Source organism: Mycobacterium syngnathidarum (assembly GCF_001942625.1).
GTDB lineage: Bacteria > Actinomycetota > Actinomycetes > Mycobacteriales > Mycobacteriaceae > Mycobacterium > Mycobacterium syngnathidarum.
In genome coordinates this window covers 18,475-38,254 of record NZ_MLCL01000016.1, presented here as the reverse complement: position 1 = coordinate 38,254, position 19,780 = coordinate 18,475, and the positions used below count along the sequence as shown (strand labels likewise).

General features: G+C 67.8%; 20 protein-coding genes and 1 riboswitch. Of the genes, 13 read left to right on the top strand and 7 right to left on the bottom strand.

Going from position 1 to position 19,780, the window contains the following annotated elements; all coding sequences use genetic code 11:
- Positions 1 to 130: 130 nt before the first annotated feature.
- Positions 131 to 637 (top strand): NUDIX hydrolase, encoded by a 507-nt coding sequence (locus tag BKG60_RS03765; RefSeq protein ID WP_070187609.1) that lies wholly within the window; start codon positions 131 to 133, stop codon positions 635 to 637.
- Here the strand turns inward: BKG60_RS03765 and thiE are convergent.
- Positions 631 to 1,302, bottom strand: a complete 672-nt coding sequence (gene thiE, locus BKG60_RS03760) for a thiamine phosphate synthase (protein ID WP_070946620.1) — start codon at positions 1,300 to 1,302, stop codon at positions 631 to 633. The genes BKG60_RS03765 and thiE overlap by 7 nt on opposite strands.
- A 35-nt stretch (positions 1,303 to 1,337) precedes the next feature.
- Positions 1,338 to 1,452, top strand: a riboswitch (TPP riboswitch).
- Between thiE and thiO the strand changes: the two genes are divergently transcribed.
- The 5 genes from thiO (at position 1,443) to BKG60_RS03735 (ending at position 5,198) form a co-directional block, all read left to right on the top strand.
- Complete coding sequence (gene thiO / locus BKG60_RS03755; protein ID WP_070946621.1) at positions 1,443 to 2,462, top strand: glycine oxidase ThiO; 1,020 nt, start codon at positions 1,443 to 1,445, stop codon at positions 2,460 to 2,462. (Overlaps the previous riboswitch by 10 nt.)
- On the top strand, positions 2,459 to 2,659 hold the full coding sequence (thiS, locus tag BKG60_RS03750; protein WP_019344619.1) for a sulfur carrier protein ThiS: 201 nt from the start codon (positions 2,459 to 2,461) through the stop codon (positions 2,657 to 2,659). The genes thiO and thiS overlap by 4 nt, the downstream gene beginning before the upstream one ends.
- Positions 2,652 to 3,434, top strand: coding sequence for a thiazole synthase (thiG, locus tag BKG60_RS03745; RefSeq protein ID WP_070187612.1), 783 nt, complete (start codon positions 2,652 to 2,654; stop codon positions 3,432 to 3,434). The genes thiS and thiG overlap by 8 nt, the downstream gene beginning before the upstream one ends.
- Positions 3,435 to 3,498: 64 nt before the next feature.
- Positions 3,499 to 4,443 (top strand): ABC transporter ATP-binding protein, encoded by a 945-nt coding sequence (locus BKG60_RS03740; RefSeq protein WP_070946648.1) that lies wholly within the window; start codon positions 3,499 to 3,501, stop codon positions 4,441 to 4,443.
- Positions 4,440 to 5,198 (top strand): ABC transporter permease, encoded by a 759-nt coding sequence (locus BKG60_RS03735; protein ID WP_070946622.1) that lies wholly within the window; start codon positions 4,440 to 4,442, stop codon positions 5,196 to 5,198. Before BKG60_RS03740 ends, BKG60_RS03735 begins: the two co-directional genes overlap by 4 nt.
- Positions 5,199 to 5,204: 6 nt before the next feature.
- On the opposite strand, the gene BKG60_RS03730 is transcribed toward BKG60_RS03735, so the two are convergent.
- Entirely contained in the window at positions 5,205 to 5,894 is a 690-nt protein-coding gene (locus tag BKG60_RS03730; protein ID WP_070187614.1) for a slipin family protein, read from the bottom strand.
- A 335-nt stretch (positions 5,895 to 6,229) separates the two neighbouring features.
- Here BKG60_RS03730 and BKG60_RS03725 point away from each other — a divergent pair, with 335 nt between their 5' ends.
- Genes BKG60_RS03725 through BKG60_RS03705 form a run of 5 tightly spaced genes read left to right on the top strand, consistent with a single transcriptional unit; the run spans position 6,230 to position 11,810 of the window.
- Positions 6,230 to 7,735, top strand: a complete 1,506-nt coding sequence (locus BKG60_RS03725; RefSeq protein WP_070946623.1) for a M28 family metallopeptidase — start codon at positions 6,230 to 6,232, stop codon at positions 7,733 to 7,735.
- Entirely contained in the window at positions 7,732 to 9,168 is a 1,437-nt protein-coding gene (locus BKG60_RS03720) for a M28 family metallopeptidase (RefSeq protein ID WP_070946624.1), read from the top strand. Before BKG60_RS03725 ends, BKG60_RS03720 begins: the two co-directional genes overlap by 4 nt.
- A 52-nt stretch (positions 9,169 to 9,220) precedes the next feature.
- Positions 9,221 to 10,288: a type III polyketide synthase gene (locus BKG60_RS03715; RefSeq protein ID WP_242663642.1), complete on the top strand. Its 1,068-nt coding sequence runs from the start codon at positions 9,221 to 9,223 to the stop codon at positions 10,286 to 10,288.
- Entirely contained in the window at positions 10,288 to 10,797 is a 510-nt protein-coding gene (locus BKG60_RS03710) for an isoprenylcysteine carboxyl methyltransferase family protein (protein ID WP_070187618.1), read from the top strand. The genes BKG60_RS03715 and BKG60_RS03710 overlap by 1 nt, the downstream gene beginning before the upstream one ends.
- Positions 10,794 to 11,810: an NAD(P)/FAD-dependent oxidoreductase gene (locus BKG60_RS03705; protein WP_070946626.1), complete on the top strand. Its 1,017-nt coding sequence runs from the start codon at positions 10,794 to 10,796 to the stop codon at positions 11,808 to 11,810. Before BKG60_RS03710 ends, BKG60_RS03705 begins: the two co-directional genes overlap by 4 nt.
- Here BKG60_RS03705 and BKG60_RS03700 read toward each other — a convergent pair.
- Positions 11,791 to 13,065 (bottom strand): uracil-xanthine permease family protein, encoded by a 1,275-nt coding sequence (locus BKG60_RS03700; RefSeq protein WP_070946627.1) that lies wholly within the window; start codon positions 13,063 to 13,065, stop codon positions 11,791 to 11,793. The genes BKG60_RS03705 and BKG60_RS03700 overlap by 20 nt on opposite strands.
- A gap of 63 nt (positions 13,066 to 13,128) precedes the next feature.
- On the opposite strand from BKG60_RS03700, the gene BKG60_RS03695 reads away from it, so the two are divergent.
- Complete coding sequence (locus BKG60_RS03695; RefSeq protein ID WP_070946649.1) at positions 13,129 to 14,811, top strand: SulP family inorganic anion transporter; 1,683 nt, start codon at positions 13,129 to 13,131, stop codon at positions 14,809 to 14,811.
- On the opposite strand, the gene BKG60_RS03690 is transcribed toward BKG60_RS03695, so the two are convergent.
- Genes BKG60_RS03690 through BKG60_RS03680 form a run of 3 tightly spaced genes read right to left on the bottom strand, consistent with a single transcriptional unit; the run spans position 14,808 to position 17,193 of the window.
- Complete coding sequence (locus BKG60_RS03690; protein ID WP_070946628.1) at positions 14,808 to 16,025, bottom strand: APC family permease; 1,218 nt, start codon at positions 16,023 to 16,025, stop codon at positions 14,808 to 14,810. The genes BKG60_RS03695 and BKG60_RS03690 overlap by 4 nt on opposite strands.
- A gap of 24 nt (positions 16,026 to 16,049) precedes the next feature.
- A complete protein-coding gene (locus BKG60_RS03685; protein ID WP_083339399.1) occupies positions 16,050 to 16,688 on the bottom strand; it encodes a PaaI family thioesterase in 639 nt (212 codons plus the stop codon).
- Positions 16,657 to 17,193 (bottom strand): flavin reductase family protein, encoded by a 537-nt coding sequence (locus BKG60_RS03680; protein ID WP_207549613.1) that lies wholly within the window; start codon positions 17,191 to 17,193, stop codon positions 16,657 to 16,659. The genes BKG60_RS03685 and BKG60_RS03680 overlap by 32 nt, the downstream gene beginning before the upstream one ends.
- A gap of 125 nt (positions 17,194 to 17,318) precedes the next feature.
- On the opposite strand from BKG60_RS03680, the gene BKG60_RS03675 reads away from it, so the two are divergent.
- A complete protein-coding gene (locus BKG60_RS03675) occupies positions 17,319 to 17,984 on the top strand; it encodes a PadR family transcriptional regulator (RefSeq protein WP_064878240.1) in 666 nt (221 codons plus the stop codon).
- 27 nt (positions 17,985 to 18,011) lie between these two features.
- Here the strand turns inward: BKG60_RS03675 and BKG60_RS03670 are convergent, their stop codons facing one another.
- Positions 18,012 to 19,715 carry a 3-ketosteroid-delta-1-dehydrogenase gene (locus tag BKG60_RS03670; protein WP_070946630.1) on the bottom strand — a complete coding sequence of 568 codons (1,704 nt, stop codon included), beginning with the start codon at positions 19,713 to 19,715 and terminating at the stop codon, positions 18,012 to 18,014.
- Positions 19,716 to 19,780: the final 65 nt, after the last annotated feature.

Here is a 19,780-nt window from a genome sequence, read left to right as displayed (position 1 = left end):
CACGGACCTCATTTAGTTTCGGTGCAATCGGGGCGTGCCACCACTATAAAAAAATTCTAAGAGGGCTGCGCTTAGGCTCGCGGAGAAATTGGGCCGCACCGAAACTGGCGCCGTTCCTTATCCTGTACGGGTGCGCGGCGACGGTGACGGCTGGGTGTTCTCCGACAACGGCGCCCGCTATTGGGGGCGTCACGGTGCGGCGGGTCTGTTGCTGCGGGCGCCGTGGCCCGGCGCAGCGGCGGCGGTGCTGTTGCAACACCGGGCGCCGTGGAGCCATCAGGGCGGCACGTGGGCGTTGCCGGGCGGTGCCCGCGACAGTCACGAGACCGCCGAGCAGGCCGCGGTCCGGGAAGCCAACGAGGAGGCCGGGGTGACGGCCGAGCAGCTCACCGTACGGACCACCGTGGTGACTGCCGAGGTGGCCGGCATCGGCGGCACGCACTGGTCCTACACCACCGTGATCGCCGACGTGCCTGAACCGCTGGCCACGATCCCGAACCGGGAGAGCTCCGAGTTGCGCTGGGTGGCCGAGGACGAGGTCGCCGAATTGCCGCTGCATCCCGGCTTCGCCGCGAGCTGGGCGCAGCTGCGGGTGGTGACGGCGTCGCTGCCGCTGGAGCGCAACCGGCATCAATAAGCCCTACCGAGCACGTCCTTCAGTTCTTCGGCAGCCGCCCGAGGGTCTTCGGCCGCGGTGATCGCGCGCACCACCACGATGCGCCGGGCTCCCGCTGCGAGCACCTCGGGTAGCCGCTGATGATCGATCCCGCCGATGGCGAACCACGGCTTGGCCGGTTGCCGCGCAGCCGTCGAGCGCACCAGGTCCAGGCCCGGCGCGGAGCGTCCCGGTTTGGTCGGAGTCGGCCAGCACGGCCCGACGCAGAAGTAGTCCACTGCTTCATCGACCGCGGCCGCGGCCTGCGCTGTGTCGTGGGTGGAGCGGCCGATCACCGGGCGCTTTCCGACGATGCCGCGGGCGACGTCCAGCGGCAGATCATCCTGACCGAGATGCAGGACATCGGCCCCGGCCGCCAGGGCGATGTCGGCGCGATCGTTGACCGCCAGCAAGGCGCCGTGCCGGCGCGCCGCGTCGGCCAGTACTTCGAGTGCCTCGAGCTCCAGACGCGCCTCCAACGGTCCGAACTGCTTCTCCCCGGCCGAGCCCTTGTCGCGCAGCTGGATCAGATCGACCCCGCCGGCCAGCGCGGCGTCGGCGAATTCGGCCAGGTCACCCCGCTCACGGCGGGCGTCGGTGCACAGGTACAGGGTGGCGCGCTGCAGACGGTCGACGGGTGATTCCACACCGCGACGGTAGCCGGTACCGCCCGAGTACCCTGGACTGGCAATACGGGAGTCCCTGGGACGAGGGGCTGAGAGTGGGCATCCGGACCGGCCCTTACCGTCACACCTGATCCGGGTCATGCCGGCGTAGGGAGCGGAGTATGGCAAAAGGAGGAGCCGGAACACTCGCTGTCATCGGCGGCGGTGTGATCGGGCTGTCGGTCGCGCGCCGGGCCGCGCTGGACGGCTGGAGTGTGCGGCTGCACTGCAGCACGGAACGCGGCGCGTCGTGGGTGGCCGGTGGCATGCTGGCCCCGCACAGCGAAGGCTGGCCGGGCGAGGAGCAGATGCTGCAGATCGGCCTGGAGTCGCTCAAGCTGTGGCACTCGGGGTTCCTCGACGGGCTGGCGCCCGAGGTGGTCACCGCACGGGAGTCACTGGTGGTCGCCGTGGACCGGGCCGATGTCGCCGACCTGCACACCGTCGCCGAATGGCTGTCCGCCCAGGGACAGCCGGTCGAGTTGACCACCGCGGCCCGCGATGTGGAACCTCTACTGGCCCAAGGCATCCGGCACGGATTCCGGGCCTCCACCGAACTCGCCGTGGACAACCGTGCCGTGGTCGACGGACTGGCCGCGCGCTGCGAACAGCTGGCGGTGCGGTGGGCCGGGCCGGTCGAGGACCTCGCCGACGTGCGAGACGCCGACGTGCTCGTCGTCGCCAACGGGATCGACGCGCCCAAGCTCGTGGCAGGCCTTCCGGTGCGTCCGGTCAAGGGCGAGGTGCTGCGGCTGCGGTGGCGCAAGGGCTGTATGCCGGTGCCGCAGCGGGTGGTGCGGGCCCGCGTGCACGGCCGTCCGGTATACCTGGTGCCGCGCGCCGACGGTGTGGTGGTCGGTGCCACCCAGTACGAGCACGGCCGCGACACCGCGCCGGTGGTCAGCGGGGTGCGTGACCTGCTTGAGGACGCCTGCGCGGTGATGCCGGCCCTGGGTGAGTACGAACTTGCCGAGACCGCGGCGGGGCTGCGTCCCATGACACCCGACGGGCTGCCGGTGGTCGAACGGGTCGACGAGCGCACCCTGGTGGCCGTGGGACACGGCCGGAACGGATTTCTGTTGGCGCCGTGGACCGCTGAGCGGATCGCGGCTGAACTCGAGGTGAGCGTGGGAGCGAAATGATCACCATCACGGTCAACAACGAAACCCTCGAGGTGGACGAGCAGACCACCATCGAGGGGCTGCTGGAAACCCGGGGCTTCCCGGACAAGGGCATTGCCGTCGCGCTGGACTGGTCGGTGTTGCCCCGCTCGGAGTGGGACCGGACGTTGTCCGACGGCGCCCGGGTGGAGGTCGTGACGGCGGTGCAGGGTGGCTGATTCTGTGTTGCGCATCGGGGGCCGGGAGTTCGGCTCGCGGCTGATCATGGGTACCGGGGGCGCACCGAATCTGGCTGTGCTGGAAGAGGCGCTGATCGCCTCGGGCACGGAGTTGACCACCGTGGCGATGCGACGCGTGGACGCCGAGACCGGTACCGGGGTGCTCGACCTGCTCAACCGGCTCGGCATCGCGGCCCTGCCGAACACCGCCGGCTGTCGCGGTGCGGCCGAGGCGGTGCTGACCGCGCAGCTGGCCCGGGAGGCGCTGGGCACCGACATGGTCAAACTCGAAGTCATCGCCGACGAGCGCACCCTGTTGCCCGATGCCATCGAACTGGTCAAGGCCGCAGAGCAATTGGTCGACGACGGATTCATCGTGCTGCCCTACACCAACGACGACCCGGTGCTGGCCCGCCGGCTGGAGGATGCCGGTTGTGCCGCCGTCATGCCGTTGGGTTCGCCGATCGGCACCGGCCTGGGCATCTCCAACCCACACAACATCGAGATGATCGTCGAGCGGGCCGGGGTACCGGTGGTGCTGGATGCCGGTATCGGCACCGCCTCCGACGCGGCGATGGCGATGGAATTGGGTTGTGACGCCGTGCTGTTGGCCACGGCCGTCACCCGGGCTTCCGATCCGCCGACCATGGCCGCCGCGATGTCCGCGGCCGTCACCGCCGGGTACCTGGCTCGGCAGGCCGGCCGGATCCCGAAACGGTTCTGGGCTCAGGCGTCGAGCCCGGCTCTCAGCGCTGATACCGGGCGTGGCCAGTGACGGGAATGGTCGGTTGAACTGAACCTGAGCAGTCAGAACGGCACCGCCTGCAATGATGGCGGTGATGATCGAACTCACGGGGCTGACAAAACTCTATGGATCCCACCGAGCTGTCGACGATCTGACGTTCACCGTCGAACCGGGCGTGGTGACCGGATTCCTGGGGCCCAACGGCGCGGGGAAGACCACCACGATGCGGTTGGTCCTCGGGCTCGACCATCCCAGCGCCGGGACCGCGACCATCGACGGCAAGCGATACCGCGAACTGCACGATCCGTTGCGATCGGTGGGCGCCCTGCTCGATGCGCGGCAGGCCCATCCGAACCGCTCGGCCCGCAACCACCTGCGCTGGATCGCGGCCGCCAACCGGATCCCGTCGGCCCGGGTGGACGAGGTGCTGGAGATGGTCGGGCTGACCTCGGCTGCCGACCGCAGTGCCGGCACGCTGTCGCTGGGCATGAGTCAGCGCCTCGGCATCGCCGCCGCACTGCTGGGCGATCCGCCGGTGCTGCTGTTCGACGAACCGGTCAATGGGCTCGACCCCGAGGGCATCCATTGGGTGCGCACCCTCATCCGCAGCCTGGCCGCCGAGGGCCGGACAGTGTTCGTGTCCAGCCACCTGCTGGCCGAGATGGCCAACACCGCCGATCGACTGGTGGTGATCGGGCAGGGCAAGCTGATCGCCTCGACCACCGTGAACGAGTTCGTCAGCGGTACGTCCGCCGACACCGTGCGGGTACGTAGCCCGCAACTGGAGTCTTTGCGCGAGGTTCTCACCGACGCCGGTTTCGAGGTGGAGGCCACCGCCGACGGCGACGCGCTGGCAGTGCACGGCGCAGCCATCGAGGTGATCGGCGACCTGGCCGCGCGCAACGCCGTCACCCTGCACGAGTTGAGCCAGCGGCAGGCCTCGCTGGAGGAGGCATATCTGAAACTCACCGACGACGCGGTCGACTACCGGGCTGGCGCTGTGATGAGCGCTCGCGCGAAGAACCGAGAAGCACGATGAGCGCGCTGTCCGCGCTCGACGCCGAGCGCATCAAACTGTCCACCACCCGCTCCCCGCTGTGGTCCACGGTCGGGGTGGCGGTACTCAGCCTGGGCGTGGCCGCCATGCAGGGTATGGGCGCGCATCACTACGCCGGGCTGCCTCCCGCCAAGGCCGCGCTCGGCGTCGCGGTGTTCGGGGTTCCGGTACTGATGGTGTTGTCCTCGATGACAATGACCGGCGAATACCGCAGCGGGCTGATCCGCACCACCTTCCTGGCCACGCCGAACCGTACGCAGGTGCTGACCGCGAAAGCGGTGGTGTGCGCGGCCTTCTCGTCGGTGTGTGCGGTGGTCATGGTGCTGGCCTCGGTGCTGGTGGCCCGGATGGTGGCCAACCCGGTGGTCGGAACGCAACTGTCGCTGGCCAATGCGGCGACCTGGCGGGTGGCCGGCGGGTTCGCCCTGTATGCCGCGCTGGCCGCGGTGCTCGGCGTGGCCGTCGGTGCGCTGGTCCGATTCGCGGCCGGTGCGGTGGCGGTTCTGCTGCTGTGGCCGCTGGTGGCCGAGCCGTTGCTGGGGAACATGCCCAACTCCGGCCCCCAGACCGGGCCCTGGCTGCCGTTCGCCAACATGTTCACGTTCCTGCACGTGGACTGGCTGTTCCCGGCGTATGTCATGCCGTGGGGTGAGTTGGGCTCGCTGGTCTATTTCCTGGTGTGGGTCGCGGTGGCGTTCGTGGCTGCCGCGGTGGTGCTGAACAGGCGTGACGCCTGACCCGGATCACTCCGGGTCAGACGCCACATCCGTCGAACCACCCACTGCGAGTACCACCTTCGACCCGTACGGCACCCGCTGGACCAGCTGCAGCTGCGCCAGCGCCGGGTGGGCATCCAGCAGCTTGCCGGCATTGGCCAGCGCCCGCAGCGCGGCGGTCTCGGCGCGGGCGGCTTCCAGCTTCGCCGCACCGGTGGCCTTGGCCGTCGCCAACTGCAGCGCCGCGGCGCGGATCTCGGCCGGGACGATCACGTCCTTGACGAAGGCCCCGATCACCTCGACGCCGGTGCGGGCACCGGCCGTGCGCGCCGCGGCGGCGATCGCGTCGGCATCAATACGGTTGCCGCGCTGCATCACCTCGTCGGCGGTCACCGCGGCGGTGAGGTCACGCAGTGCGATCTGCGCGGCCAGGTACACCGCGGCCATCGGATCGGCCGCTGCTTCCACGTAGGCCACCGCGTCGCTCACCTTGAACTGCAGTGCCACGCTGATACGCAGCGTCACCGCATCGGAGGTCAACACCTCCTGCGGCGCCAGCGTGAGCACCTGCTCACGCATCTCGACACGCACCACCGAGGCCGCCACATCAATGCGGTGACGGCCCGGCGGCAGGACACGACCCAGCGTGCCGTCGCGGTACTCCAGTGCGCACTGGCCCGCGGAAACAGTGATTCGGTTGAACGTGAAGATGCCCATGTCGTGTCCTCCTTCCGGTATGTGTCTGTGCGGCAAAGGGATACCGCCGCCGGACGCGATCAGTGACGGGGCGTCGCACCCCCGTACCGGCGGATGTGGGCCACAAGGTCACCGATCGGGTGAACCCGGCGACGGTATCGGGATTGCAGGAGGGATTCGAACCCCAGGTCCTTTTACCTGTGCCATGGCGCCGCAGGCAACACGCAGAAACGTTGCGGTACCCCGCTTCGCCTGCTTCCCCTGTCGGCGCCGGAAGACACCATGCCATCACAGCAAATCCCCAGGCAAGCGATTTAAGCGCCGGGCCGATCGGCCGAGCCGCTACCGTGGGTGAAATGCGACGTACTTCGACGGGGGCGGTGCTCGGCGCGCTGGCGCTGACCGTGGGGCTGGCCGGCTGTGATGCAAAGACCGAACTGCAGACCGACGGGCAGCAGTCCCGGGAGTCCGCCCCGGCGGCGGTGCGCTTCGCCGACGAATTGCGTGAGCGGGTCACCACCGACGCAATGATGGGGCATCTGAGCAAGCTCCAGGACATTGCCGACGCCAACAACGGCAACCGCGCGCTCGGCAGCCCGGGGTATGACGCGAGTGTGGACTATGTCGTCGGTGCGCTGCGCGACAAGGGGTTTGACGTGCAGACCCCGGAGTTCGAGGTCAGGCTGCCGTTTGCCGAGGACCCGCAGGTCACCGTCGGCGGTCAGGCCGTCACGGCCAAGCCGCTGGAGTTCACCATCGGTACCCCTCAAGAAGGGTTGTCCGCGCCGCTGGTGCCGGCCAAGGCCGAGGACACCCCCGGCTGTGAGGCCGCCGACTATGACGGACTCCCGGTCGCCGGCGCGGTGGTACTGGTGGACCGAGGCTCCTGCCCTTTCGCGGACAAGCAGGCTGTTGCCGCTGAGCGCGGTGCGGTCGCCATGATCGTGGTCAACACCAACAACGACGAGAAGATGGGCGGCACGCTGGGCCGCAACACCGACGTCAAGATCCCGGTGGTCAGCGTGACCAAGGACGAGGGCACCCGGCTGCGCAATGCGCCCGGGCCCACCACGCTCAAACTCGTCGCGGGAGTGCGTACCGAGCGCACCCGCAATGTCATCGCCCAGACCAAGACCGGCTCGACCTCGGACGTGGTGATGGTCGGGGCCCACCTCGACAGCGTTCCGGAAGGGCCTGGCATCAACGACAACGGCTCCGGGGTGGCCGCGGTGCTGGAAACCGCTTTGCAGCTGGGTGATTCGCCACAGGTGGCCAACGCGGTGCGGTTCGGGTTCTGGGGTGCCGAGGAGGAAGGTTTGCGTGGCTCGACCAACTATGTCGAGTCCTTGGACATCGAGCAGCTAAAAGACATCGCCATGTACCTGAACTTCGACATGCTGGGCTCGCCGAACCCCGGCTACTTCACCTATGACGGCGACCAGTCGGCACCGCTGGACGAGCAGGGCCGTCCGCGGGTTCCCGAGGGCTCCGCGGGTATCGAGCGCACCCTTGGGTCCTACCTGGAGGATGCCGGAAAGACACCGCGCGACACCAGTTTTGACGGCCGGTCCGACTATGACGGGTTCACCATGGCGGGCGTTCCCGCTGGTGGATTGTTCTCCGGCGCCGAGGACAAGATGGACGCAGAGGAAGCCAAATTGTGGGCCGGTGAGGTGGATCAGCCGTTCGACCCGAACTACCACAAGAACACCGATACCCTTGACCACGTGAACCAGGACGCGATGCGGATACATGGTGAGGGAGTCGCGTTCGCTGTGGGTGTGTACGCCCAAGATCAGCGGGGCCGCAACGGTTTACCGGTTCGTTCCGACCGCACGCGTCACCAGATCACCGCGCAGTGACAGCGCGTCGACTCGCTGTCATATTGCTCGGAGCCGCGCTCGTGGGATGCTCGGCGCAGCCCTCGCCCGAGGCTGTCGATCCGCAGGAACTGGCCGGCAGGATCACCGTCGACGCCATGTACACCCACCTGCGCAAGCTCCAGGAGATTGCCGACAGCCATGACGGCAACCGGGCGGTCGGTAGCTCCGGCTACGACGCCAGCGTCGACTATGTGGTGAAAGTGTTGCGGGACAAGGGGTTCGATGTCCAGACTCCGGAATTCGAGCGGATGGGCACGATGCGCGGGGGTAACCCCGCGCTGACCGTGTCGGGGACAAAATACCGGGTGGACCAGGCATCGATGCTGGTGACGACGGCACCCGAGGGGCTGAACGCCCCGACGCTACGCCCGGGCAAGCCGTCGGGATGTGCGGCCACCGACTACGGTTCGGTCAACATCTCCGGTGCCATAGCCGTGGTCGACGACACCGGGTGTTCGGTTGTGACGAAACAGAACATCGCGCTGGCCAAGGGTGCAGTGGGCGTGCTGGTGGTCAACCGCGGGCAACAGCCGCCGCCGGGCGGGCTGTTCAGCACGGGCTATTACCGCCAACTCACCGTCCCCGTCGGCGTCATCGACGAGACCACCGATGCCGCACTGCGGCGCACGAGCGCTCCGGTGCGCCTGACCCTGGACGGCAAGGCCGAGATGGTGAAGTCCCGCAACGTGACGGCGCAGACCAAAACCGGCTCGGCGTCGGACGTGGTGCTCGTGGGCGCGCACCTGGACAGCATCGGTGGTGGCCCGGGCGTCAACGACAATGGGTCCGGGGTGGCGGCCGTCCTGGAAACCGCGCTGCAGCTGGGTCCTTCGCCGCAGGTCGACAACGCGGTGCGGTTCGCGTTCTGGGGCGCCGAGGAAATGGGTTTGGACGGGTCGACGCAATACGTGCGCAACCTGCCGCTGGACCAGCTCGACGATCTGGCGCTGTACCTGAACTTCGACATGATCGGATCACCCAACGCCGGGTTCTTCACCTATGACGGCGACCAGTCCGGCCAGGCCACCGATCCCAAGCCGATGCCCGAGGGCTCGGCCGGCATCGAGCGCACCATGGCCGGTTACCTCAATCTGGCCGGTGCGCGGCCCGCTGACCTGCCGATCAGCGTGAACACCGACTATCACCCGTTCTTGCAGGCTGGCGTGCCGATCGGCGGTGCCACCACCGGGGCTTCGCAACGCAAGACCAAGGTGCAGGCCCGGTTGTGGGGCGGGCGGGCCGGCGCGGCTTTCGACCCGAACTACCACACCCGGCGGGACACGATCGACAACGTCGATGCGCGGGCACTCGGGATCATGGGGTCGGCGATCGCCTTCACCGTGGGTACGTACGCCCGTTCGATCGAGGGGCCCAACGGCGTGCCGGCACGGGACAAGCGCCACCGCGGTTGAACCGCCGAGGGTAGGTCCCCGTAATACGGGTATGGGAATTAACGTCGCCAGAATGCCCAGTCACAGCACGATTGCCGGCGTCCATGCTGTTCTGCCCCCACATCGGTATACCCAGGACGAGGTCACCAGCGCCCTGCTCGACCTGCCCGGATACGCAGAGGCTGAGGATGTGGTGCGGGCCCTGCACACGAGCGCCAAGGTGAACAGCCGATATCTGGTCCTGCCGCTTGAAAAGTATGCGGGTCTCGACGATTTCGGTGAGAGCAACCGTCTGTTCATCGAGCATGCAACCGAACTGGGCTGTGCCGCACTGTCCGGGGCGCTGGATGAGGCGGGTCTGCGTCCGCAGGATGTGGATCTGATCGTCACGACCACCGTCACCGGCGCTGCGGTCCCATCGCTGGATGCCCGCATCGCCGGTCGCCTGGGCCTGCGCCCTGACGTACGCCGCATCCCGATCTTCGGGCTGGGTTGTGTTGCCGGGGCCGCCGGGATCGCGCGGCTCAACGACTATCTGCGCGGCGCACCCGACAAGGTGGCGGTGTTGGTGTCGGTCGAATTGTGTTCGCTGACCCGCAAACACAATCCGAGCATGCCGACGTTGGTGGCGGGCGCGCTGTTCGGCGACGGCGCGGCCGCGGTGGTCGCGGTGGGCGAACACCGGGCCCGCAAGCTCGACCCGACCGGGCCCGACGTGCTGGACTCCCGCAGCCACCTGTACCCGGACTCGCTGCACGCCATGGGTTGGGACATCGGTTCCGGCGGGTTCGAGATCGTGCTCAGCGCCGAAGTCCCCGGCTTCGTGGGGCGCTACCTCGGTGACGATGTCACCGGGTTCCTCGGCGATCACGGACTTTCCGTCGACGAGGTATCTGCGTGGGTGAGCCATCCGGGTGGCCCGAAGGTGATCGAGGCGATCATCGAAACCCTCGGATTGCCTGAAGACGCGCTGGATCTCACCTGGCAGTCTCTCGCCGATGTCGGCAACCTGTCGTCATCCTCGGTGCTGCACGTACTGCGTGACACCATCCGGAAACGACCCGAGCCGGACACGCCCGGGCTGATGATGGCCATGGGTCCGGGCTTCTGCTCGGAGCTCGTTCTGCTGCGTTGGCGCTGATGACAGCGAAGAGATTCACCGCGCTGATCGTTCTCGTCGCCGCCGAACGGGTGCTCGAACTGGTGGTGTCCCAACGCAACCTGCGCTGGAGTACCGCTCACGGCGGCAAGGAGTTCGGCGCCGGCCACTACCCGGTGATGGTGGCGTTGCACAGCGCGCTACTGGTGGGATCGGTGGTCGAGGCACGTCGGCGTCGACCGTCGCCGAGGCTCGGCCGGATCATGACGGTTATCGTGCTCGCCGCCCAGGCGCTGCGGTGGTGGTGCATCACCACGCTGGGTAAGCAGTGGAACACCCGGGTGGTGGTGGTCCCCGGCGCCACGCGTGTCGTCGACGGCCCGTACCGGGTGCTGCCACACCCGAATTACGTGGCGGTCGTCACCGAGGGGGCCGCGTTGCCGTTGGCCGGCGGCGCCTGGATCACCGCCCTGGTGTTCACCGTGGCCAACGCCGCGTTACTGCGGACCCGGATCCGCGTGGAAAACGAAGCACTGCAAGGGCTCACGTGATCGATCTGCTCGTCGCCGGCGGCGGCCCGGCAGGGCTGGCCACCGCGGTGCACGCGGCGCGCGCCGGGCTGGAGACCGTGGTGGTGGAGCGCCGCGCAGGCCCGATCGACAAGGCCTGCGGCGAGGGGCTGATGCCGCACTCGGTGCGACAGCTGCACCGACTGGGCGCTCACCCCGAGGGGAGACCGTTTCGGGGCATCCGGTATCTGGACGGGCACCGTGCCGCCGAGGCCCGGTTCCGCGACGGGGCCGGCTGCGGAGTACGCCGCACGGTGCTGCATGCCGCGCTGTCGGAGGCGGCCGAGTCTGCGGGCGTGCGGGTGGTCCACGGTGAGGTCGGCCCGGTGACCCAGGACTCGGTATCGGTGTGCGCAGCCGGTTTTCGGGCCCGCTACCTGGCGGCCGCCGACGGCCTGCATTCGCCGATCCGCCGCTCGCTCGGCCTCAGCGGCGGGGAGGGCAGGCGGCGGCGCTGGGGGATTCGGCGCCATGTCCGCATCGCCCCGTGGTCGGACTGCGTCGAGGTGTACTGGGGTCCCGACGCCGAGGCGTACGTGACCCCGGTCGGTGCGGACTGTGTCGGGGTGGCGATCCTGACCTCGGTGCGCGGCGGTTTCGACGAGCACCTGGCGGCATTCCCGATGCTGGCCGAACGGATTCACGGCCTTGAGCACGGCCACGACCGGGCCGCGGGGCCCCTGCGGCAGAAGGTCCGCAACCGGTGTGCGGGCCGGGTGCTGTTGGTCGGTGACGCGGCGGGATACGTGGACGCGCTGACGGGGGAGGGCATGGGGCTGGCGTTCGGCGCGGCCGAGCTGCTCGTGGGATGCGTGCGCGCCGACCGTCCCGGTGACTACGATCGGCAGTGGCGTGCGATGACCCGCCGCTATCGGTTACTCACCGCGGCCCTGTTGCACGGCAGCGGTTTTGGTCCCGTGCGGGCCTGTATCACCCCGGTGTCGGCAGCGCTGCCGTCGGTGTTCACCCGGGTGGTCAACGCGCTGGGCGAATAGGCTGCCGCCGACCACCGAGGCGCTCCAGCAGCCGCATGCCGTGGAAAACCAGCAGCGCGGCGATGGAGCCCAGCGCGATGCCGGTGAAGGTCAGAGAGCCGAGTTGCCAGGTGAAGTCGGCGATCCCGATGATCAGCGGGATGGCCGCCGTCATCTGGTTGATCGGCTTGGCGAAGTCCACCTGATTGGTCAGCCAGATCCGCACACCCAAGATGCCGACCAGGCCGTACAACACGATGGTCGCCCCACCCAGCACACCCGGCGGGATCGCCGAGATCGCCGCTCCGACCTTCGGGCACAACGACAATGCGATCGCGACCACGGCCGCGACCCAGTACGCCGCGGTCGAGTAGACCCGGGTCGCCGCCATCACCCCGATGTTCTCGGCGTAGGTGGTGGTGGCCGACCCGCCCCCGGCACCGGCCAGCACCGTGGCCACCCCGTCGGCGGCCAGGGCCCGGCCGATCATCGGGTCGAGGTCGGTACCGGTCATCTGTCCCACCGACTTGACGTGCCCGATGTTTTCGGCGACCAGCGCGATCACCGCGGGCAGGAACAGCGGCAGCACCGCCAGATCGAACGTGGGTGTGTGGAATTCGGGCAGACCGACCCAGGGTGCGGCCGCGATCGCCGCGGTGTCCACGTCACCGAGTACCAGCGCGAGCAGATACCCGATCACCACCGCGCCGAAGATCGCCAGCCTGCCGATCAGCCCTTTGAAGAAGGCCAGCGTGCCGACCAGCAACACCAGCGTCACCACGCCGACCAACGGGCCCTTCTCGAAATTGGACTTGGCCGCCGGGGCGAGGTTGAAACCGATCAGGGCCACGATGGCCCCGGTCACGATCGGCGGCAGCGCGACGTCGATCCAACGGGTACCGATCAAGTGCACCACGGCGCCGATGAGGATCAACAGCGCGCCGACGGCGATCAAACCGCCCAGCGCACTGCCGGTTCCGCGCGCGGTCACCGCCGCTGTCACCGGGGCGATCACAGCGAAGCTCGACCCCAGGTAACTCGGCAGCCGGTTCCCGGTGATGAGCAGGAACAAGATCGTGCCCACTCCGGAGAACAACAGCGTGGTGGCCGGGGGAAAGCCGGTGAGCACCGGAACCAGGAACGTGGCGCCGAACATGGCCACCACGTGCTGGGCACCGATGCCGATGGTGCTGGCCCAATCGAGCCGCTCGCCCGGGGCGACGACGAAGTCGTCGTCGGTGCGCGTTTCGACGTACTTCCAACTCAGCGGAATCACGATTGTGTACTACACACGATGATCGGCTGCCGCGCATGCGGACTGCGGCAACAATCAGTGGTGATGAAACCGAACCTCGTGCGCTGGCTGCCCGGACTGGCGCAGCTCACCGGCTACCAGCGGTCTTGGCTGCGCGGCGACGTCCTCGCCGGGGTGACCGTCGCGGCGTACCTGGTGCCGCAGGTGATGGCCTATGCGACGGTGGCCCGCCTGCCGCCGGTCGCGGGCTTGTGGGCCGCGCTGGTCCCGATGGCGGTTTACGCGGTGTTGGGCTCGTCGCGGCAGTTGTCGGTGGGACCGGAATCGACCACGGCCCTGATGACGGCCACCGCGTTGGCTCCGCTGGTCATCGGCGATCCGGCCCGCTATGCCGCGATGTCGGCGGTGCTGGCTCTGCTGGTGGGGGCGATCTGTCTGGTTGCCGGGCTGTGCGGGCTGGGGTTTCTGGCTGACCTGCTGTCACGTCCGGTCCTCATCGGTTACATGACCGGTGTCGCTCTCATCATGATCGGCAGCCAACTCGGCAAGATCACCGGAGAGGACGTTGCCGGGGACGAGTTCATCGACCAGGTCCGCTCTTTCGTCAGGGAACTGCCATCGCTGCACCTGCCGACGGTGATCGTTGCGACCACGGTGTTGGCGCTGCTGTTGGTGCTCTATCGGATCGCACCGCGGTTTCCCGGCCCGTTGGTCACGGTGTTGGCCGCCACCGCGGTGGTGTGGATATTTTCATTGGAGGACAAGGGAATCCGGGTGGTCGGGAGCATCCCTGCGGGTCTGCCGAAGCCTGCGCTCCCGCCGGTGGCGATGACCGAGCTGGTTGCTCTGGTGGTACCGGCGGTCGGGATTGCGGTGGTGGCGTTTTCCGACAACGCCCTGACGGCGCGGACCTTCGCGGCGCGCAAGAGTGAGACCGTCGACATCAACGCCGAACTGCGGGCCTTGGGTATGTGCAACCTGACAGCCGGTGTCACCCAAGGCTTTCCAGTCAGTTCCAGCGGGAGCCGTACTGCGCTCGGCGACACCGTCGGCAGCCGCACCCAGCTGTACTCGTTGGTGATGCTGGCGACGGTGCTGCTGGTCGTGTTGGCCGGGCGCGGTCTGCTGGAGAATTTCCCGATGGCCGCGCTGGGGGCGCTCGTCGTCTACGCCGCCCTGCGGCTGATCGACGCGGCCGAGTTCCGCCGGCTCGCACGGTTCCGGCGCAGCGAGCTGTTGTTGGCGGTGGCCACCACCGTCGCGGTGCTGAGCCTCGGCGTGCTCTACGGGGTGCTCGTGGCGATCGCGCTGTCGCTGCTGGACACGCTGCGGCGCATCGCCCGGCCCCACGACAGCGTGCTGGGCTATGTGCCCAACGTCGCAGGGATGCACGACGTGGATGACTATCCGGATGCCCAGGCGGTTCCGGGGCTGGTCGTCTACCGCTACGACGCCCCACTGTTCTTCGTCAACGCCGACAATTTCCGGGAACGCGCTCTGGCCGCCGTCGAGCAAGCGGGTGAGCCGGTGGAATGGTTCGTCTTGAACGCCGAAGCACAGGTGGACCCCGACCTCACCGCGGTCGATGCCCTGGAGCAGCTGCGCCGCGATCTGACCGCACGGGGGATCGTGTTCGCGATGGCGCGGGTGAAACAGGATCTGCGCGACGACCTGGTGGCAGCGGGCCTTCTCGACCGTATCGGCGCCGATCGGATCTTCCCCACTCTGCCGACGGCGGTCGAGGCGTTCCGCAATCGTTCTGTCTAGCGGCGGCGCACGCCGTAGATCACCGCGCCGACCGCGACGACGACAACCCCGGTCAGCACCGAGGCGAGTGGCAACGAGAAGGCCAACAGTAGGCAGCCCGCCAGACCGACAGCCGGGACCACGCGGGCCCCGAGCGTCCATGCCGACGCGTTCGCGATCGCGTAGTACAGCAGCACCGCGAACGACGAAAAGCCTATCGCCCCACGCAGATCCGCCACCGCCGCCAGCGCTGCCACCACGAGCCCGACCACGATCTCGGCGCGGTGCGGGACGTTGAACCGGGGATGCACGGCGGCCAGCCAGTGCGGTAGGTGGTGATCGCGGGCCATCGCCAGCGTCGTGCGCGACACCCCGAGGATGAGGGCCAGCAGTGACCCCAGTGCCGCTACCGCGGCCCCGACCCGCACCACCGCCTGCCACTGCGGGGCGCCGGCTGCCGCAACCGCGTCGGCGAGCGGCGCGGGTGCCGATGCCAACCCTGAACCGCCCAGCACCGACAGCACCGCGACCGCGACCACCGCGTAGATCACCAACGCGATACCCAGCGCGACCGGGATCGCGCGCGGGATGGTGCGGGCCGGGTCACGGACCTCTTCACCCAGGGTTGCGATCCGGGCATACCCGGCGAAGGCGAAGAACAGCAGCCCCGCGGCCTGAAGGACGCCGCCGACGCCGACGTCGTCACCGAGGCCCAGCCGGGCGGGATCAGCGGCGCCGGAACCGGCGATGATCACCACCACCGCGGCCAGGACGGCCAGTACGCACGCGACGATGACGCGGGTCAGCAAGGCGGACTTCTGAATTCCGGCATAGTTCACCGCCGTCAACGCGACCACCGCAGCCACCGCCACCGCATGCGCCCACTGCGGCCAGACATATACCCCGACGGTCAGCGCCATCGCCGCACACGATGCGGTCTTGCCGACGATGAAACTCCACCCGGCGGCGTAACCCCAGAACTCACCGAGTCGTTCACGCCCATAGACGTAGGTGCCGCCGGATTGCGGATAGCGGGCCGCCAACCGCGCCGAGGACGTCGCGTTGCAGTAGGCGACGACGGCGGCCAGGGCGAGGCCGATCAGCAGTCCGCTTCCGGCCGCGGCAGCCGCCGGCGCCAGGGCGGCGAAAATGCCTGCCCCCACCATCGATCCCAGGCCGATGACGACGGCGTCGGTGGTCCCGAGTCTGCGTTGCAGCCCGCCGGGCGTGGTCACCCCGCGATAGTAGTGCCGTGACTGCTATCCGGCAGGTCGGCGTGGATGAAAGAAGACACCTTCAGCGCGGACCGTGATGCCGTCCGAGGTGGCGAGGTGGCCGACGGCAAAAGTCTTGACTCCCTCTACCCGGTCGATGTGCGCCTCGGCGCGGATGGGGCCCAGCCGAGTGCCCGCTTCATAGCGAATCGTCAGTGTTCCGGTGACGGCGGGTCGTCCCGGTTTATGTGCGGTGGCGCCGAGGACGTGGTCGAGCAAGAGCGCGCAGATTCCCCCGTGCACGTGGCCGGCGGGCCCTTCGTATGCCGCGCCGAGCGTCACGTCGGCCCAGACTCGGCCGTCGGGCTCGTGGTGGACCACCAACGGTGGAGCCAAGGCATTGCGGAGCCCGATGACGGCGTTCCCCCACGCCAGTGACTGGCCGTCGACTGCCTGTTGGACGCCGAACGAACCGGGGATCAGCGACTGGCTGAGTTCGCCTGCTGCCGCATCGATCTTCGCTTTGGCGGACAGGAGGGTGTCGAGATCTGCTTGACTCCGGATGGTCGCATCGACGAGTCGGCGGACGGAATCGGTGATGGACGCGTAAAGTGCTTCTGGGACTTGGGTTTCGCTGTGTATGGACAATCCCTCACTCCGTCGTGGAATCGAGTCGCCGGTCATCGAAGCCACCGTAGTCACCGCGGTAGAACAACAACGGCTGTCCTTCGTGGGCGCTCAACGAGGTGACGTGGGCGACGACGATGGTGTGGTCGCCCGCGCCGTGCTCGTACTCGAGGTCGGCTTCGATGGTGGCCAACGTACCGTGCAGGCGCGGGGCGCCATTGTTGGCCGGGCTCCACTGGACTCCGGCGAACTTGTCCGCGCTGCTGCGTGCGAACTGGGCGCATACCGCTTGCTGATGGTCGGCCAGGATGTTGATACACATCCGGCCGGAAGCTCGGATCAGCGGCCACGTCGAGGAGGATCGCGACGGGCAGAACGACACATAGGGCGGCTCCAGCGACACTGATGTCACCGATTGACAGGTGAAACCCAGTGGTCGCTGCCCGTCCTGACCGGTGATGACAGCGATGCCGGTGCAGAAGTGGCCGAGCACCGCCCGCATGTCCTGGGGACCTGGTCGTTGGGGTGGGCTGCCCAGTGTCGCAGTGCTATCGAGTCCCATCGCTGCGTCTCCCTCATCTGTTGTCATCAACCAGATTCGTCGAGACATGGACCGCGGGCAACGGTGTCTCCCGGTCAGCGGTTCGGACGGACAAGTGTCGTGACCTCGATTGTTACCCTTGCACCATGGAAGAATCCGAGCAGGCAGCCAAGCCGGCGCTCGCCGCCACCAGCTGGGCGCTGCTCGGGTTGCTGTCGTATGAGCAAGAACTCTCCGGCTACGACATCCGCAAATGGCTCCACTGGAGCATGCGCTATTACTACGGCAGTCCGGCTTACAGCCAGATCTACTCCGATCTGAAGAAGCTCGAAAAGATGGGTTACCTGACCTCGCGGGTGGACGGGACCGGCACGCGAAACCGCCGGCTCTACAAGATCACCGAATCCGGTCTGGATGCCGTCACGCAGTGGGCCAGGAAGACACCGCCGGATCCGCCGTCGTTGAAGCACCCGGCGCTCATGCGGGTGACGATGGGTCACCTGAGTGACCCCGCCACGCTGAAGCAGATGCTGCAGGAACATCTTGCCTACGTGGATGGGATGCAACGAGATGCCGCCAAGGAGGCCCGTTGGTCCGGAGCCGACCCAGCGTGGGCATATGCCAAGATCGCGTTGGATTGGGCGGATCGCTACTACGCGTCCGAGCGGGAACTCACCCTGCAGCTGATCAAAGATCTCGACGAAGCCGAAGCCAAATTCCCGAAAGTCGGTGAAGGCGCGAAGATACCGTGGCCAGATCCCGCCTACTGGTATGAGATCGAACGGAAAGCCGACGCCGAAGACGCCGACTGAACTCCGTCCTTCGGTATTTCGGGCCGGTTATCTTCCGGCAGCGTCGAGTGCGGCGATGTAGCCGTAGACCAATCCCTGCGCGATGGTCGCCCCGGCACCGGGATAGGTGTGGCCGAATGCGTTGGCGGCGGTGTTGCCGATCGCGTAGAGCCCGTCGATGACGGTGCCGTCCTCGCGAAGCACGTGGGCGTGGGCGTCGGCTCGCAGACCGCCGCACGTACCCAGGTCGCTCAGCACCATCTTTACCGCGTAGAACGGGCCTTTGACCAGCGGGCGCAGGTTGGGGTTCGGTGTGACCGTGGGGTCGCCGTAGTAACGGTCGTAGGCGCTGCGGCCGCGTTCGAAGTCGGGATCCTCACCGGCGAAAGAGTTCTCGTTGAATCGCCTGACGGTGGCCAAGAAGCTGTCCTGCGGCACCCGCATCTTGGCTGCCAGCTCGGTGAAATTGTCTGCCTTGACCGCGATTCCGGCGTCGTACCAGGTCTGTGGGATCGGCATGCGTGGAAACAGTTCGGCGGCAAAGACGTAGCTGTTGCGGTACTGCTGGTCGAAGACGATCCACATGTCTTCGACCGGCGTACCGGCTTTTTCGAGTTCCAGGACGCGTTGCCCGAAGCTCATATAGTCGGCCGATTCGTTGGCGAACCGATGACCGTCCTGGTCGACGATGAACGATCCGGGCAGCGATCGTTCGGCGAGCATCACCGCTGGGGCGGCGCCCGGCAGTGGGGCGACGGCGGGAAACCACCAGGATTGATCCATCAAAGTGATGTCGGCACCGACATCCTGACCCAACCGGATGGCGTCGCCGGTGTTGGATTCTGCACCCAGGCTGAGATTGCTTCCCAGAGACTCGGATTGGAACTTGTGGCGCATGTCCATGTGGTGATCGAAGCCGCCGGCCGCGAGCACGACACCACGCCGCGCGGTGACGGTGAACGTCTTGTCGCCATGCTCGACGACGGCGCCGGTGACTCGGCCTCCGTCGGTGACCAGCTCGGTCAGTGAGGTGTCGAGCCAGATCGGGATCCCGGCACGAATTGCTCCGGCGAACAGGCCCGCGGCCAGCGCCTGGCCGCCGGCGGCGTAGCGCCTGCCGAGCGCGAGCCCGCCGATGCCCTGGGCAAGTCGTTTGGCGATGGTGGGCAGCCCTTTTCGTGGCACCCGGCTCATCAGGTTCAGCCAGCGGTAGTCGGCACCTGTGGTCGGCATCGGAATCTTGACTTCCATGACACCGGGCCGCAGGTCGGCCAGGTATTCGCCGAGCACAGCCGTGTTGAACGGGCGACATTCACAAGTGCGCCCTGCCGCCGATCCACCGGGTGCCTCGGGGTGATAGTCGGAGTACTCCTTGGCCCAGAACAGCTTCATGGGCGTGGTTCGGCGCAACATTTCGACCGTTGCCGGCAGGTTGTCGAGGTATGCGGCGGAACGCTCCTGTGGCGCGGAATCCCCGACGACCGATTCCAGGTACGTGTGTGCCCGAGACACGGGGTCGTTGCCGCCGCAGTCCTCGATCACCGGGCTCGACGGCAACCAGAGCGCACCACCGGATCGGGCCGTCGAGCCGCCGACGTAGGACGACTTCTCGACGACGAGAACGGACAACCCCTGCTCGCGGGCTGCCAGGGCGGCGGCGAGGCCGGTACCGGATCCGACGACGAGAAGGTCTACGTCGGTGGCGGCAACGGGCAGCCCGGCGGGAATGGTCTTGTGGGTGGTGGCGGTCACGACCGAAGACGATAGGGCGATAACCGGCAAAGTTGATTCTGGTCTCCTGTTGAGCGGAACACTGA